This is a genomic window from Caballeronia sp. GAFFF1 (genome assembly GCF_023630705.1).
In the GTDB taxonomy this organism is placed as follows: domain Bacteria; phylum Pseudomonadota; class Gammaproteobacteria; order Burkholderiales; family Burkholderiaceae; genus Caballeronia.
On record NZ_JALQEM010000041.1, the window covers coordinates 1 to 14,194 of the forward strand.

7 protein-coding genes are annotated in these 14,194 nt (G+C 69.7%); 3 read left to right on the top strand and 4 right to left on the bottom strand.

The genetic code is table 11. The features are described from left to right. The 4 genes from NCR37_RS25390 to tssJ all read right to left on the bottom strand — a co-directional run. Positions 1-261 (bottom strand): hypothetical protein (locus NCR37_RS25390; protein WP_250475576.1); only part of this gene is annotated, 261 nt, incomplete at its 3' end. 1 nt (position 262) lies between these two features. Then, positions 263-1,591 carry a DotU family type VI secretion system protein gene (locus NCR37_RS25395; RefSeq protein ID WP_250475577.1) on the bottom strand — a complete coding sequence of 443 codons (1,329 nt, stop codon included), beginning with the start codon at positions 1,589-1,591 and terminating at the stop codon, positions 263-265. A 41-nt stretch (positions 1,592-1,632) separates the two neighbouring features. After that, a complete protein-coding gene (gene tssK, locus NCR37_RS25400; protein WP_250475578.1) occupies positions 1,633-2,982 on the bottom strand; it encodes a type VI secretion system baseplate subunit TssK in 1,350 nt (449 codons plus the stop codon). A 145-nt stretch (positions 2,983-3,127) separates the two neighbouring features. Further along, positions 3,128-3,739 carry a type VI secretion system lipoprotein TssJ gene (tssJ, locus tag NCR37_RS25405; RefSeq protein ID WP_250475579.1) on the bottom strand — a complete coding sequence of 204 codons (612 nt, stop codon included), beginning with the start codon at positions 3,737-3,739 and terminating at the stop codon, positions 3,128-3,130. A gap of 150 nt (positions 3,740-3,889) precedes the next feature. On the opposite strand from tssJ, the gene NCR37_RS25410 reads away from it, so the two are divergent. The 3 genes from NCR37_RS25410 to NCR37_RS25420 all read left to right on the top strand — a co-directional run bounded on the left by NCR37_RS25410 (position 3,890) and on the right by NCR37_RS25420 (position 14,187). Beyond that, entirely contained in the window at positions 3,890-6,274 is a 2,385-nt protein-coding gene (locus NCR37_RS25410) for a CHAT domain-containing protein (protein ID WP_250475580.1), read from the top strand. Between the two features lie 77 nt (positions 6,275-6,351). Next, positions 6,352-8,112 carry a ShlB/FhaC/HecB family hemolysin secretion/activation protein gene (locus NCR37_RS25415; protein WP_250475581.1) on the top strand — a complete coding sequence of 587 codons (1,761 nt, stop codon included), beginning with the start codon at positions 6,352-6,354 and terminating at the stop codon, positions 8,110-8,112. Between the two features lie 36 nt (positions 8,113-8,148). Next, positions 8,149-14,187, top strand: a complete 6,039-nt coding sequence (locus NCR37_RS25420; protein WP_250475582.1) for a two-partner secretion domain-containing protein — start codon at positions 8,149-8,151, stop codon at positions 14,185-14,187. The last annotated feature ends 7 nt before the right edge of the window (positions 14,188-14,194 follow it).

Below are 14,194 nucleotides of genomic sequence, written 5' to 3' on the forward strand. Positions count from 1 at the left end.
CGGCGGCTCGGGCCGCGCGGCCAGCCCCGAGACGAGCGCCGCCTGCGTGCGGCGCGCGCGCCATGCCGCCCACGCGTGCCTCAGCACCAGCAACAACGCGACGCCGCCGATCGCGATGAAGCGCGCCTCGCGCGATTCCAGCGGATAACTGCCCGCGAACGACAGAAGCGGTCCGGCGATCCAGATCGCGCCGCTCACGAGCAGCAGGCCGACCGCGAGCAGCACCAGCGGATGGAAAATGATCGAAAAGAGCTTTTTCATGTCAGAACCCGGGCTTCGCGAACAACGTCACCTCGACGCGCCGGTTGCGCGCGCGGCCGGCCGGCGAATCGTTGGGCGCGACGGGATCGGCGTCGCCTTTGCCTTCGGCCTTGAGTCGCGCGGCGGGCACGGTGGCCGCGAGCAGGTCGCGGACGTTCGCGGCGCGCTCCTGCGAAAGCTCCCAGTTCGACGGATAGCGCGCCGAGCGGATGGGGCGGTCGTCCGTGTGGCCCGTGACGAGCACGTTGCCCGGCACGGCGTTGAGCGCCGCCGCGATGCGTCCGATGAGCGGCCGCACCTGCGCCGACACTTCCGCGCTGCCGGGCTGGAAGACGTGGTCGCCGCGCAGCGTCACCACCGAACGATCGACGCGGTCATTCACGGAAACGAGTCCGTCGCGAATTTCCGGCGCGAGCAGTTCGGCGAGACGCGGCTTGGCGGCCTGCGTGACCACGAGCGGCCGCTGCACGCCCGCCCGGATCGACGAGATGGTGTCGAACGCGGGATCGGAGAGGCGGCCCAGGCGGAAGCTCATCGCCAGATACGCGGCCGCGAGCACCAGCAGCGCGAACGCGCCGACCACCCACACCGGCAGCACGTCGGTGGCGCGCCGCCGCGCGGTCGGCACGCCTTGCCAGTGCGGCGAGAGCGCGCGCTCCGGCTCCCCGCGCTCCTTGCGAATGAGCTGGTAGAGCCGCGCGCGGATCGCATCGAGCGTCTGCCTGCCTTGCGCCGCCACGCGGTAGCGGCCCTCGAAGCCGAGCGCGAGGACCATGCTCGCCAGTTCCAGCAGATGCAAATGCTGCGCGGGTTTCTGCGCGAGCCGGCCGAGCAGCTGGAAGACTTTCTCGCCGCCCCACGCCTCGTTATGGAATGTCACGAGCAGGCTCTGGCGCGCCCATACGCCGGCGCCCCACGGCGTGCCCGACGCGGCTTCGTCGAGCATCGTGCAGACCATGTAGCGCGCCGCCGTCACTTGTTCGGTCGTGACGCCGTTGGCGCGGGCCTCTGCCTCGAAGCGCCGCACGCCCGCCGCGAGCGAATCGCGCAGCGCGGCCGGATCGGCGCACGCGCTCATCGTGCGGATGCGGGGCGCGAGTTGCAGCAGCGGCGCGCATGCGGCGACCAGCGGATTGACCGCGCCGCCCTGCGTGAACGCGGCATCGAAGGCATGCGTGCCCGCCTCGGGCGCGGCGCTCGCCGCGAACGGCCCTTGCGTGCTCCCGCTCGTTCCCGCGCGACGGCGCGCGCCGGGATTGGGCTTGATCTTCGTCTGGTCGGACTCGAATCCGGCGAAGGGGTCGTCGTCGTTCGTCATGTCGTTCGTCATGTCGCTCGATGGCCTGCGTGATCGCGTTGACTTCGGCTACGTCAGTGGCGGATGGCCCAGCACTCCAGCTCGAGCGCCGGAAACTCGCCGGCGATGTACATCGCCAGATTGCCGGTCTGCTCCAGCTCCTTCCACAGCTCGCCGCCGCGATCCAGTTCGAAGTACGAATAGCCCGCGTGAAACGGAATCTGGCGAGGCGCGACCGGCATCGCGCGCAGTCCGATGCCGGGCAGCGCCAGATTCACGAGATCGCGCAGCTTTTCTGCGGGCGCGACCTTGACCTGCGTCGGGAACCGCGTGCGCAGCGCCTCGCCCGGCATCTGCGCGCTGGCGGCGAGCACGAAGCCCGCCGTGCGCACCAGATCGAGGTCGTTGATGACCGCGACTCGCACCCCCGGCTTGCGGCTCTGCAACTCGATCGCGATGGCGTTCGGCTCGGGCACTTGCGCGAGCAGCTGGCGCAGGTCGCGCATGAGCGGCTCGAAGGAACTGGCGAGATCGTCGTGGCGGTACGGCGGATAGGCGAGCACGCGGCGGCGCTCGTCGAACGCGGCGAGATCGCCCGCCAGCGCGAGCATCGTCTGATACAGCCGTTCGGGATGCAGCAGCGGCACCTGAAGCAGATGCGCGAACTGCGGCTCGAAGCGGTTCAGCGTCTGCAAGAGCAGGAAGTCGGCGATTTCGGAGACGCCGCCGCGCCCCGGATTGGCGATGTGCCGCGCGAGCCGGTCCGCATGCTGATGCAGCAGCCCCGCGATTTCCTGCGCGTAGCCGAGCAGGCGCGCATCGGCGAGCGCGTGCAGCATCGGCGGGATATAGCCCGCGTCGAGCATCACGCGGTTGTCCGCGCGCCGCTCAAGCACGCGCGCAAGGCCGATGTTCACGAAGGCGTCGGTGCGGTCGCGCGCGAGCATGAGCCGCACGTTCGGCGCGCCGACGCGGATCTGCGCCACGCGGTCGGTGCTGGTCGTGACGTCGGCGACGGACGTGTCGGTCGTGCGGTAGCGCAGCGCGTCGGCGTGGCCGTTCACGAGCGAGGCCGTCCCGTCGGGGTCGAACTCCTTCGCGCCGGCGCGCGCCACCGGCAGCGCGAGCAGCACCGTTTCGTCGCGCGCGCCGGCCGGGATGTCGAGCGGCAGAGGCGCGCTCGCATCGTCGGGGAACGAGAACGCCGTGCCGTCGGGCAGCACGCCGAACGCGGAAGCAAGCGCGATCTTGCCGAGCCCGAGCGCCACTTCATCGAGCATCATCGACGCCCAGCCCCACGACCACGCTTCGGTCGCGCGCGCGTGCGAGCGAATGAGATGCTCGACGAAGCGGTCGTGCTGCTGAAAATGCTGAGGTTCGAGGAACAGCCCCTCGGACCAGATCGTGCGTTGATGCCAGGTCATGGTGGCTCGTGTCCGCTTCGCTGGTTTCGGTGCCGGGCCGCCCGCCGCCGTCAGTCCCGAACACGCGGCGGCCGGCGCAGGCGCGACAGCTCTTTTCGGAGAACGATCGAGCGGTGCGGATTTGCAAGTCGGCGCGCGGCCAGAGTCATTTGCCGGGCTTGGGGGCAGGAGCGCTCGCTTGCTGCGCGGCGACCGACACATCGGCGCGGTCCACGCGCACGCTGACCACCGTTGTCTGGTTCGGCGGCACCGGAACCGTCGCCCGCCAGCGCGAGTGCTCGATATCGCGATAGGCCGACATCACCGCCACGAACTTCGTGCCCGGCTGCACCGCCTGTTCGACGCTCTGGCTCTCGCCGGGCTTGAGCAGAAATTCGTTCTTCGCGTTGAGGTCGGCGCCGAGCGTCGCCTGATCCTTGCCGTAGAGCGTGAAGAAGTCGGCGCTGTCGAAGGCGGCCGTCGCCTTGAGTTCGTAGACGCGTACCAGCACCGGCGATGGCCGCCCCGTGTGGTCCGGGTTGACCTGGTCGAGGGCATGCACGTCGACGCGCACGACTGTCGGCGGCGGGGGAGCAGGCGGTGGCGACTTGCACGCCGCGACGCCGAGCGCGCACAGCGCGGCGATGCCAAGTGCGAGCATGCCGCGCGCGCCGACTCGCCGCAGAATTCGCGCGAAGCCGCGCGTGCTCGCGAGGATGGTCAGGCGCGCGTATCGGTCCCGGCCTTCGTCGCGCGAGCTCGGATCGACGTTTCGCATGAGTCGCTCTGTGTGCCTGCAAACACAGCTCAGACGAACCATGTCGCCGCTTTTTTCAAATCGGGCGCGGTGGTTCGTCTAGTCGTGGCATCGCGGCGGCTGCCTGCCGCTTCTCGCCGGTGCCACGTCAGGGTCACGGAGGACGCATTCGTGATAGCGATCGATCGAAACGCGTCGGCCCGTGTCGAGGCCGATGCAGGCGCGCCCGCGCGCGGCGCGCCACAGCGGGCTTGCGTCGCGCTGGCGCTCTTCGCGGCGCTCGCGCTTGCATCGCTCGCCGCCCACGCTCAACGCGCGCCGGGCGCTCGGGAGTCTGGCTGCGCGCCTGATGCAACGGGCATGCAACTCGCCTTCAACGATTTGCGCGAGCCGGGCGTGCAGATCGCACAGAGCATCTCGACGCAAACGGACGCGCCGGGCGCGCCGGCGTCGGTCTTCGCACGCGAAACCGCCGCGAGCCGCGCGGGCGATGCGCTCAGTACAGCGAATCAGGCGCCCGACGCGCCGCTCACGCCCGCCGCCCGCGCGGCCGAGGCCCGCGTGCGCGACGCCGAAACCATCGCGACGCTCTCGCAGGAAGGGCAACTGCTGCTCGCGCGCGATCAGGTGAAACTCGACGGCTATGCGTACTGCAGCATGTCGGTCGCGGCCGCCGAGCGCGGCGACTTCCGCGAGAGCATCGAGGCGGCTTCGCGGGCGCTCGTCGTCGCGCGGCAGACGGACAACGCCGATCTCGCCGCGCTGTCGCGCCGCGATCTGGCTATCGCCTACAGCTACGCGGGCGATCTCGACGATGCCGGGCGCTACGCGAAGGAAGCGATCGCTGCCGGCGCGAACAATCCCGAACAGGTGCTCGCGCCCGCTCACAAGGTGCTCGGCGACATCGCGGCGCGGCGCGGCGATCCGCAAGCCGCGCTCGTGGAGTATCGCGCGGCGCTTGCGACGGCATCGCCCCGTTATCGGCCGATGGTGCTGCTCTCGATCACCAACGGGCAGATCGCCGCGGGCGATCCGAAAGGCGCGCGGGCGACGTTCGAACAGACGGCCGCGGTCAGCGGCACCTTGCTCGGACCGTTGCAGAAGCGCATCGAAGGCAATCTGCTGCTGGCCGAAAACAAGCCCGAGGCGGCGCTCGCCGCATTTGCCGCGAGCGCGACGAAGACCGGCACCGACGCGAACTACGACAACCTGTGGGCGCACGAAGGCATGGGCCGGGCGTATCTCGCGCTCGGCCAGCGAAAAGAGGCGCGCGCCGCGTGGCTTGCCGCGCTCGACGATTCGGAATCGATCCGCGCGCGTTTTCGCAGCGACGAGTTCAAGACCGGACTCTTCTCCGACACGCAGACGGTGTTCGAGGAAACCATCGCGCTCGTGGTCGACGACGGCGACTATCCGCTCGCGTGGACGCTCTCGGAAAGGAGCCGCGGGCGGGCGCTGCTCGATGTCGTTCGCAACCGGCTCGCCAGCCAGGTCGACGAGACGCAGCTGAACGGCCGCACGCTCTCGCTCGACGAGGTGCGCGGCGCGCTGCATCCGGGCGAGGCCATCGTCGAATATCACGGCCTGCCGGACCGGCTGATCGCATGGGTCGTGCGCGCGGACGGCATACAGGGTTTCACGCTGCCGATTCCGCGCAACGACATGACGCTCGCCGTCGGCGACTTCCGCAGCGCGATCATCCGCGGGCGGCCGCAAGCGATCACCTACGGCACGAAGCTCGACGCGCTGCTCATCCGGCCGCTGGGCCTGCGCGCGGGGGAGCGGCTCGTCATCGTGCCCAACGGCGCGCTGCACTACATGCCGTTTCAGGCGCTGAAAAACGACCAGGGCTTTCTGATCCAGCGTCACGCGATGGCGCTCGCGCCGTCGGCGAGCATCGCGGTGCAGCTTGTGCGGCGCCAGCAGCGCGTCGCGAGCAACCTCGTCGCGTTTGGCAATCCGCGCATCTCGCCGCAATTCGACCTGCCGGGCGCCGAGGCCGAAGTCCGCGCGATCGGGCCGCTTTTCGCGCAGCGCGACACCTTCCTGCAAAGCGACGTGACGCGCAAGACGTTCAGCGACAACGCGCCGGCAGGCCGCATCGTCCATGTGGCGACGCACGCCCAGGCCGACACCATTGATCCGCTGCATTCGCGGGTGCTGCTCGCGCCCTCGACGCAGCCCGCCGACGGCCCCGACCCGCTGCTCGCCGCCGACATTTACAACCTCAAGTTCGATTCGGTCGCGCTCGTCACGCTGTCCGCGTGCGAGACGGCGCTCGGGCGCATCGAGCGCGGCGACGAGATCATGGGCTTCACGCGGGCGTTTTTCTATGCGGGCGCGTCTGCGCTGCTGGTCTCGATGTGGCCGGTCGCAGACGAATCGACGGCGCTCACGATGAGCACGTTCTACGGCGCCCTCACGAAAGGCGAGCAGGCCATCGACGCGATGCGCGCCGCGCAACTCGCGGTGCTGGCCGACAGCCGGTTCGCCCATCCGTTCTATTGGGCGCCCTTCGACCTGATGGGCGACTGGCGGCTTTCGGTCGCCCGCTGACCTGCCGTTCGCGGGCAAAAACATGCCGGCGCCGCGCACGGTGCCGGTCCGGAGAGACTGCTGCATTGAACGACGCCATGAAAAACGAACTTCTCGCATCGCGCCATGGCTACCGGCCGCGCCTGCATTCGCCGCATGTACGCGCACTCGCTCGCGCGGCCAGCGTGGGTTTCGCCTGCGCGAGCGCAGTTTCAGCATGGGCGCAGCAAGTGCCGCTGCCGGGCACGGGACAGGTGCCCAGCGCGGGCACGCTGCTCAACGAGCAGCCGCGTCCGCCGGTGGCCGCTCCCGCGCCCGGCGGCGCGAGCGCGTTGCCCGCGCCGATCACGGCGCCGCCCGGCGTGCCCGAGGGCAGAAAGTTCGTGCTCGCGAGCATCCGGCTCGCAGGCAACGAAACGCTGCCCTCGGACCTGCTGCTCCCGCTCGTGTCCGACAAGATCGGCCAGGAAGTGTCGATCAACGACCTGAACGCGATGGCCGCGCGCATCGCGCAGGCCTACCGCGATCGCGGTTATCCGCTCGCGCAGGTGGTGATTCCGCCGCAGGACGTGACCAATGGCGATGTCACCTTCACCGTGCTCGAAGGCAAGATCGGGCGCGTGCGGCTCAACATCGCGCCCGGCGCGCCGATCAAGGAATCGCTCGTGCGCGCCCGGCTCGCCGCGATCGAGCCCGGCAAGCCGCTCCGGCAAGGCGAACTCGAACGCACGATGCTGCTGCTGTCGGACGTGCCCGGCATTCGCGTGAGCTCGGCGCTGGAGTCGGGCAGCGCGCCGGGCACCGTCGATCTGGCTGTGAACGTCGAGGCCGCGCGCCGCTGGGACTTCGCGCTCGCCACGGACAACTACGGCGCCGCGCCCGCCGGACGCTGGCGGCTGGGCGCAGTGGGGCGGCTCGCGTCGCCGTTCGGCATCGGCGACAACCTCGACGTGAACCTGCTCGCCGCCGAGCGCGCCGACACGCTGTACGGGCGCATCGGCTATGACGCGCCGGTCAACGCTTACGGCACGCGGGCGGGGATCGCGTATTCGCATCTGTACTATTACCTCGGGCAGAACTTTTCGTCGCTTCAGGCGCACGGCGATGCCGATGTCGTCACCGCGTCGGTTTCGCATCCGCTCATTCGCTCGCGAGACCAGAACCTGCTGCTGCGCGGCGCGCTGGAGTACCGGTCGCTCACGGACAAGATCGACACGGTGAGCTTCGACAATCCGCAAAAGCTGTATATCGCGAGTCTCGGACTGTCGTACGAGAGCCGCGACAGTTTTCTCGGCGGCGGCTTCAACAGCGCCGATGTCCAGCTTGCATTCGGACACCTGAACATCGACTCGGCGCTCGCCAGGAGCATCGATCAGGGGCCGACGGGCCGCAACACGCAGGGCAACAGCCTGCGCCTGACGTTTCAGGCCAACCGCCTCAACGCGATTACCGAGAAGACGAGCGTGTTCGTCGGCATGTCGGGGCAGTGGGCCAATCAGAACCTCGACAGTTCCTCGCGCATCACGCTCGGGGGACCGCGCGCGGTGCGCGCCTATTCGCCGTCGGAGGCGGTTGTCGACGAAGGGCTGATCGCGACGGCTTCGTTGCGCTACGCGGTCATCCCGAAGCTGACGGTCTCCGCGTTCTTCGATATCGGCGTCGGACGTTACAACGCCCGCTCGATTCCCGGACAGGGCGCGAACACGGTGACGCGCAGCGGCGCGGGGCTCGGCGTGTTCTGGAGCGGGCCGTATGGCATCACGGTGGACGGCAGCATCGCGTGGCGCACGACCGGCCCCGACACCACTGGCGACGACAAGGTGCCGCGCGTGTACGTGCAGGTCTCGAAGTCGTTCTAGCGTGGGCCGCATCCGGGCAGTGAAAAGGAGTTCCAAATGAGCGACATCACCAGCTTTCGCACCCGCAGGCATCGCCGGGCATGGGAGCGTGCGATCAGGCGGCTCGCGAAGCGCGCCGCTCGGCATGCCGGCATTGAGCTTACGCCGGTCGCGCTGCTGCCGCTGCTGGCGCTCGTCGTCGCGCCGGGCGCGCTCGCCCTGCCGGCGGGCGGGCAGGTCGTCAACGGCAACGTGAGCATCAACACGCCCGCGCCGAAGACGATGTCGATCAACCAGGGTTCGCAGAAAGGCATCGTCAACTGGAACTCGTTTTCGATCGGCGCGGGCGAGGCGGTCAACATCTCGCAGCCGTCGGCGCAGGCGGTGCTGCTTAATCGCGTGGTGGGCAGCCAGGCGAGCACCATCGCCGGGCAGATCAATGCCAACGGACAGGTGTTTTTGGTGAACCCGGCGGGCGTGCTGTTCGCGCGCGGCGCGTCGGTGAACGTGGGGTCGCTCGTCGCGTCGACGCTCGGCATCTCCGATGCGGATTTTCTGGCCGGCAAATATCACTTCATGAGCGCTGCGCCGAATGCGGGCGGGCGGGTCGTCAATCAAGGCGCGATCACGGCGGGCGAGCGCGGCACGGTCGCGCTGCTCGGCGCGCAGGTCGACAACAGCGGCACGGTGAGCGCCAAGCTCGGCACGGTGGCGATGGGCGCGGGCAGCGACATCACGCTCGATTTCGCGGGCGACGGCCTCACGATGATCAAGGTCGACGGCGCGGCGGCGCAGGCGCTCGCGAGCAATTCGGGCGCGCTGGCGGCGGACGGCGGGCAGGTGCTGATGTCGGTGCAGACGGCCGACGCGCTCGCCGGCACCGTGCTCAATCAGACCGGCACCGTGCGGGCGCAGAGCGTGGTGGAGCGCAACGGGCGCATCGTGCTGGATGGCGGCGCGGCGGGCGTCACGTCCGTCACCGGAAACGTCGATGTGACCGGCGGCGCGGGTCTCGCGGGCGGGCAGGCGGATGTGACCGGCTATCACATCGCGATGAATGACGGCGCGCGCATCGACGCGAGCGGCGCGACAGGCGGCGGGCGGGTGCGCGTGGGCGGCGGCGCGGCCGGCCGGGAGACCGACATCCATAACGCCGATGCCGTCTGGATGGGCCCGGCCGCCCAGGCGCGCGCGGATGCGCTCGTGAACGGTGACGGCGGCCATGTCGTGATCTATGGCGCCAACGCGGCGCACGTGCACGGCACGCTGACGGCGAAGGGCGGCAAGAACTCGGGCAACGGCGGGCTCATCGAGACGTCGGCGCGCTTCCTGGATGTGGCGGGCGCGAATATCGATGCGTCGGCGCTGCACGGAGTGGGAGGCACGTGGGTGCTGGATCCGTTCAATGTGACGATCACGAACAGCACGAGCGTCGACAGCGTCGGCGGGCCGAACTTCGTCGCCTCGACGGACAATTCGGTCATCTCGGCGGGCACGATCAACGACCGGCTGAACGCGGGCACCTCGGTCCTGGTCGATACCGGCACGGGCGGCACGCAGGACGGCGACATCAGCCTGCAAGGCCAGATCAGCAAGACCGGCGGCGCGGCAACGACGCTTACGCTGCAAGCCGCGCGCTCGATCGTCGCCGACAGGACGCTCGACGGCGGCGGCGCGGCGGCGATCGTCGCGTCGCAGTTGACCGGCGCTCCGGCCAGTCCGCTCTCCGTGGTGCTGATCGCGAACACGGCCGGACATACTGACGGCACCGCCGAAATCCGGCTGCGCGGATCGACGGGAAACGCGCCGATGCCATTCTTCACCAATGGCGGCGACGTCAGGATCGGCGCGCCTGCGAACGGCGTCGCGCCACGCGTGGTCATCGACAGCGTGAACATGGATACGCGCACGCGCACCGGCGCGGCGGGAACGGTCCCGACCTTCGACGCGAGCGCGCCAAGCGGCGCAATCACGATCAACGGCCACGGGCCGGTCGACGTGATCGGCGGCGTCGCAGGCTTGGGCTTTGGCGTCAACATCGAGAACGGCTCTGTCCTGCAAACGACCACCGGCGCGATCTCGATAACCGGCGACGGCGTGACGGGCGGCGTGCGCATCGGCGGCGGAGGTGGCGTGGGCGCGAGCAGCGTTTCCTCGACTTCGGGCGGGATTACGCTCAACGGCACATCGTCGGGGGGAACCGGCCTCGGCATCGCCGGCGCGACGATCAGCACGACCGCCGGCGCGCTGTCGCTGACGGGCGACGGCGGGCAGGGCGGCGTGGCAGCCGTCGGCGCAAGCCTGAGCACCGCGTCCGGCAATATGTCGCTCAGCGGCACGTCTTCAGGCGGAGTCGGCCTCTCGCTCAGCACGAGCGCGCTGCGCTCGGACAGCGGTTCGCTGGCGTTGACCGGCGAAGGCGGAGGCGGCGGCGTGTCGTTGGATTTCGGCAGCATCACGGCGGGCACCGGCAACATCAGCGTCGACGGCACCGCGCGCGCGCCCGGCTCCGGCTCGCGCGCCGACGGCGTCGCGATCACCGCGACGCCTTTCACCACCGCGGGCGGCATCACCATTCGAGGCCAGGCCGCATTGAACGGCGTGCAAGGCGGCGGCGTGACCATCGCGGCAGCGGGCGAGGGCACGGTCACGCTGACTGCGGGCCTGCCCGGCATCCGGGTCTACGGCAGCGGCAACGGCTACGAAGGCGTGCTGACCACGTCGATTGCATCGGATACCGGACGGCGCGTGTCCTTCGTCGCTTCCGACGAAGCCGGGTCCGGCCCGATCGAGATTCTCGGCGTGACCAACGGCGCACCCGTTACCGCATCGGGTTCCGATACGGGCTTCCATTCCGGCCTGAAGCTCGGCAACGCGAGTCTCGACGGCTCGAACCTCACGCTCGCCGGCTCCATTGCGGGCGGCGGCACGGTGGAGCAGCCCGGGTTGCAGATCACCGATTCGACCGTGACGGCGTCCCCGGGCAGCACGCTCACGCTGCGCGCGTCGAACACCAGCGCCAACACATCGTCCATTGCGCTCGACGCGGGATCTACCTCGCTCGACACACGCTCGGCGCTGAACGCGTCGGGCGGGGCGCTCGTGCTTGCGCCGGGCATCGTCACGCCGGGCACTTCATTCACAGTCGCAGCCGATGATCCCGCGCCGATCAGCATCGGCGTGACCGGCGCGACCGGTCCCGGCTTTGTGCTCGACAGCACCTTCGGGCAACGGTTCACGTCGAGCATCGACACGGTCTATATCGGCTCGGAGACGCACGCCGGCCCGATCACCCTCGGTCCGATGACATGCCTCGCCGCGCCCTGCGCGGGCCTGCCTTTCTTCCGCAACCTGAGCGCAGCCAACGGCGGCCCGAATAGCAAAGGCATCGCGCTGACATCCGACATCTCCACGGTCGGCCAGATCACGCTCGATTCCGCCGGACCCGTGACGCAGGGCGCTGCCAGCCTGTTCGCGGGGAACCTGCTTCTGGCTGGTCCCGGCGCCTTCACGCTCACGAACCCGGCGAACGACTTCGGCGCTGTGTCGCTGGCGGGCATCGGCAACAGCGCGCTCACTGCGCAGTCGCTGCCGATCACCTCATTCGGCGGCCGCGTGTTCGATACCGCGAGCAACGCGCTCGTGACGATCGGCGGCGACGGCAACGGCACGCTCGCGGGCAATCTGACGCTGACGACCACGGACGGAAACGTGTCCAGCAGCGTGCCGATCGTCAACACATCGGGCCACGACATCACGCTCGGCATGCACGCGGCGGGCAGCATCCGCATCGGGGCGGACGTGAGCTCTCCGACCGGGGCCATGAACGTCGACGGCGACGCGACGAGCCAGGTCATCGTCGGCGGCGTCGCAAATCAGACCGATAATCCGCGCATCGCGGTCACGACCAACGGCGGCAGCGTGAACTTCAGCGCGGCGGGGCGCGACGTGTTCGGCTCGTCAGAATCGACCGGGGTGACCGGCCCGGCAGTCTCGATCGACGCCGCCGACATCGATACGCGCGGGCGCGCGCCGAACGGCGCGTTGTCGGGCACGGACGGCGCCGTCGCGCTTCAGGGGCTCACGCCCGCCACGACGAGCTTTTCTGAGACGGGCACGGGAAGGCCCGTCGCCATCGAGGTGAACAGCGCGACGATTTCCACCGGAAGCGGCGCCATCACGCTCGTCGGGCAGAGCCTGGATCCAGTGGCGAATCCAGGCAACGGCGTCATCCTGCGCGGCACGCCGGCGAACCCGACGCAACTCACGACCACCACCGGGCCCGTGCGCATCCACGGCACGGGCAGCGGCTTCGGCGCATACGGCGTGGCGCTCGTCGACGGCTCGCACATCACCACTTTCGGCGGCGCGATCGAATTGCTCGGCGCCATCGCCGGCACGGGAACAGGCGCGCCGTCGCCGACATACGGTCTGCTGCTCTTGAGCGGCGCCATCAACGCAAGTGCGCCGGGCGGCGCGGTGTCGCTCGCCGGCTCGACGACTACGGCCGATGCCGGCATCGCCTACGGCGCCGTGCCGCTGCCCGCGAACCCGGAGTTCGCAGCCGGGCCGCTTGCGGTCAGTACCGGCGCGGGCGGCTTCGTCAAGATCAACGCGTCGAACAACGGCGCGGCCACGAGCCTGCTCGGACGCAGCGCGCCGAATTCGATCTCGCCGGGCGGCGGCTCGCTCTACGTCTTCCCCGGATCGGTCGATCCGACGACTTTCGCCGTCACCGCGCAGAACTCCGTGCCGATCACGCTCTTCGGCACGAGCGCGACGCCGGGCCTCTCCATCGACAGCGCGACCTACGCGACGTTCGCGACGAGCCTGCATACGCTCGTGCTCGGGTCATCGACGCAGACGGGCAAGATCACTGTCGACGGGCCGTGCGCGGGCGGTGCGAACTGCGCGTCGCGGCCCAATGCGGCGACCAGTCTCACGCTGGAGAACACCGGCGCGGGCAGTCAGGGCATCGACCTGCCTTCGGGCATTGCGATGCCGGCCAACGCCACGCTCGCGCTCGACTCCGCCGGGACCGTGACCGACCCGGGCGGCATCCAGACGGGCGCGCTGCTGTTGGCCGGCGGCGGCGACTTCGCCCTGACCGATCCCAACAACGACGTGACGACGCTCGCCATCGCCGGGGCGCGCGACGTGAACTTCGCCAACGCGCACGGCTTCACCATCGGCCCGGTCTCCGCGACCGCCTACGATTCGTCGAGCGGAGCAAGCGCCGCCATCGACGGCTCGCAGTCGACCCTGAGCGGCAAGCTCGTCGCCGTCGCGCTGACCGGCGGCGTCACGTTGGGCGCGGCAGGCGCGCCGACCGGCGTGAGCGCGGGCGGCAGCATCGATCTCGCGATGGACAACGGCGTGTTCACCAACGCGGGCGGCGGCAGGCTGAACACGAACGATGTCTGGCGCGTGTGGGCATCGACGTGGCAGGGCGAGAACCGCAATGGCATCGATCCGGGCAACAAGTGGCCGAACTTCTATGGCTGCGCCTTTGGCGGTCTCTGTAGCTGGAACGGCCAGTCGTCGATGCAGACGGTGTCGGACAGCGGCAATCACTTCGTCTACGCGCAGCAGCCGACGCTCAGGGTGACCCTGGGCAGTCACAAGCGTCCCGTCGGCACCGGAAACGGGCCGCTCGACCCCACGGTGACCGGCCTGCAAAACGGCGATCAGCGCGGCAACGTGCTCGCCGGGACGGTGAGCACGCCGGCCGGGCCGGACTCGCCGCCCGGGACCTATCCGCTCACGGGCAGCTTCACGTCGTTGGTGGGCTACCGAGTCGAGGTGGTTCCGGGAACGATCACGGTCACGCCGCCGGACCTCGCGTCGGTGCAAGGCGCCGTCTTCAACCGCAGCGGCCTGCAGCCGCTCTTCACCGCGCAGGAAGAGAGCTTCGTGTACGAAAGCAACCTCGGCGGCATCAACGTCTGCGTGGGCACGAACGAGCCGATCCTCGCGTTGCAACAGTCCGAGGGCCCGGCAGGCCAGCTCGCGTCCGAGTGGAAACGCGTGCGCTCGCGGCCGAACCTGAACAACTGTCTCGTGGTGAACGGCCAGCATGGCTGCGGCGAGTTCTAAGGAGGCG

Excerpts from the sequence above, each read along its gene's own strand:
- NCR37_RS25395 (WP_250475577.1), bottom strand. The coding sequence starts at position 1,591 with ATGACGAACGACATGACGAACGACGACGACCCCTTCGCCGGATTCGAG.
- tssK (WP_250475578.1), bottom strand. The coding sequence starts at position 2,982 with ATGACCTGGCATCAACGCACGATCTGGTCCGAGGGGCTGTTCCTCGAA.
- tssJ (WP_250475579.1), bottom strand. The coding sequence starts at position 3,739 with ATGCGAAACGTCGATCCGAGCTCGCGCGACGAAGGCCGGGACCGATAC.
- NCR37_RS25415 (WP_250475581.1), top strand. The coding sequence starts at position 6,352 with ATGAAAAACGAACTTCTCGCATCGCGCCATGGCTACCGGCCGCGCCTG.
- NCR37_RS25420 (WP_250475582.1), top strand. The coding sequence starts at position 8,149 with ATGAGCGACATCACCAGCTTTCGCACCCGCAGGCATCGCCGGGCATGG.